2 protein-coding genes and 1 pseudogene are annotated in these 2327 nt (G+C 76.0%); all 3 read left to right on the top strand.

Annotated features, from left to right (window positions below):
* Positions 1-611, top strand: a pseudogene (locus ACE3Q3_RS23990) (hypothetical protein); the annotation flags it as partial.
* 190 nt (positions 612-801) lie between these two features.
* Positions 802-2094: a homoserine dehydrogenase gene (locus tag ACE3Q3_RS23985; RefSeq protein ID WP_374450321.1), complete on the top strand. Its 1293-nt coding sequence runs from the start codon at positions 802-804 to the stop codon at positions 2092-2094.
* Positions 2095-2129: 35 nt separating this feature from the next.
* Positions 2130-2327, top strand: a 198-nt coding sequence (locus ACE3Q3_RS23980) for a fructose-bisphosphatase class II (protein ID WP_374450323.1), incomplete at its 3' end; no start/stop codon positions are given.

Raw genomic sequence — 2327 nt, 5'->3', positions numbered from 1 at the left:
CGCCGACCCCGCCGCCCGGATCGGGCGTGCCGCTCCAGGCGGCCGCGCCGCCGGCGCGCTCGAACCTGCCGCCGCCGCCGGCCGCGGCACCGGCCGCGCCGCCCCCGGCGGGATCGCTGCCCCGAGCGCCGGAGGCCGCCACCATTCCGGTGCCGCCGCCGATCGCGACCGACCCCGCCGCCGGCGACCGCATGCGGCCCGATGCCCTGGGAGCGGCGCCGCCGCCCCCGCCGGCGCTGGCCGCCGTCCCGGCGGCGCCGCCGCCGCGCGTCGCGGCCGGGGCCGGAACCAGCCGCCTCGTCGCCCAGCTCGAGTTCCCGGAGACCGGCGCCACCCTCTCGGGCGAGGCGCGGGAGGCGCTGGCGGCGGTCGAGAAGCTGCACCGCGAGCGTGGCGGCCGGATCCGGCTCGTCGCGCTGACGCCGCGTGGCGGCGCCGCGGTCGCCGGCGACGCCATGCTGGCCGCCGCGGCGGCCGCCACGGAGCGCGGCCAGGCCGCGCAGCGCGAACTGGTCCGCCTCGGCGTGCCCGAGGGCGACATCGCGGTTTCGACCGCACCTTCGGGGACCGGGCGGGACGTCCGGCGCGTCGACGCCTATCTCGACAATTGACGGTCCGGGACGGCCGGCCGGCGCGGCTGGCTGCGCCCGGCCGGCCGTCCTCCGTCCCCCCGACTCACCCTATGTTGATCGCCCGGATGCCGACACGCCCGATGCCGACACGCCCTGACGCCGAAACGAGCGACGCCCATGTCCACCCTTGTCCCAAGCCCGGCCGCCCCGAGATGATCGGGGTTCGGCCATGAGCGAGATCCTGCGCGTCGGCGTCGCCGGGCTCGGCACCGTGGGTGCCGGCACGCTGCGGCTCCTCGCCACCCATGCCGACCGGATCGCCGAGCGCGCCGGCCGGCGTCTCGTGGTCACCGCCGTGTCGGCCCGCGACCGTCGGCGCGACCGCGGCGTCGACCTCGCCGGCGTCCGCTGGTACCAGGACGCGAGCGCGCTCGCCGCCGATCCCGAGGTCGACGTCGTCGTCGAGCTCGTCGGCGGTGCCGAGGGCATCGCCCGGACGCTGGTCGAGGCGGCGATCGCGGCCGGCAAGCCGGTGGTGACCGCCAACAAGGCGCTCCTCGCCGTCCACGGCACCGCCCTGGCGCGCCGCGCCGAGGCGGCGGGCGTGCCGATCGCCTTCGAGGCCGCCGTCGCCGGCGGCATCCCGATCGTCAAGGGGCTGCGCGAGGGGCTGGCCGCGAACGCGCTCGACCGCGTCTACGGCATCCTCAACGGGACCTGCAACTACATCCTCACCACCATGCGGCGCGAGCAGCGCGAGTTCGCCGAGGTGCTGGCCGAGGCCCAGCGGCTCGGCTATGCCGAGGCCGATCCCAGCTTCGACATCGACGGCATCGACACCGCGCACAAGCTGGCGGTGCTGACCGCGACCGCCTTCGGGACCGAGGTCGATTTCGCCGGCGTCCATGTCGAGGGCATCCGCCACGTCTCGGCGCTCGACATCGCCTATGCCGACGAACTCGGCTTCCGCATCAAGCTGCTCGGCATCGCCCGGCGGACGGCACACGGCATCGAGCAGCGCGTCCATCCCTGCATGGTCCCGGTGGCGACGCCGATCGCCAACGTCGAGGGCGTGTTCAACGCCGTGGTCGCCGAGGGCGACTTCGTCGGGCGGGTGGTCATGGAAGGGCGCGGCGCCGGCGCCGGGCCGACGGCGTCGGCGGTCGTGGCCGACCTCGTCGACATCGCCCGCCGCCGTTCGGTTCCGACCTTCGGGCGGCCCGCAGCGCTGCTCGACCCCGCGAACCCGGCGCCGATGGAGCGCCATCGCGGCTGCTACTACATCCGGCTGATGGTCGTCGACCGGCCGGGCGTCATCGCCGACGTCACGGCGGCGCTGCGCGACGAGGACGTGTCGATGGAGAGCATGCTGCAGCGCGGCCGGGCGCCGGGCGAGGCGGTGCCGGTGGTGCTGACGACGCACGAGACGGAAGAGGCGCGGATGCGCCGGGCATTGGCGCGGGTGGCCGCCCTGGGGACGGTCCTGGAGCCGCCGCGAACCATCCGCATCGAGGATCTGTGAGGGAGGAAAGGATGACGAACGGCAAGTCCGGCACCATGGAGCGCAACCTCGCGCTGGAAGTGGTCCGCGTGACGGAGGCGGCGGCGCTCTCGGCCTCGCGCCTGATGGGCCGCGGCGACGAGAAGAAGGCCGACCAGGCGGCGGTCGACGCCATGCGGCGCGCGCTCAACGCGCTCGCCATCGACGGCACCGTGGTGATCGGCGAGGGCGAGCGCGACGAGGCGCCGATGCTC

Source organism: Allostella sp., assembly GCF_041913585.1.
In the GTDB taxonomy this organism is placed as follows: Bacteria; Pseudomonadota; Alphaproteobacteria; order ATCC43930; family Allostellaceae; genus Allostella.
The sequence above is the reverse complement of the archived record's forward strand: the minus strand, read 5'-3'. Positions and strand labels throughout refer to the sequence as shown.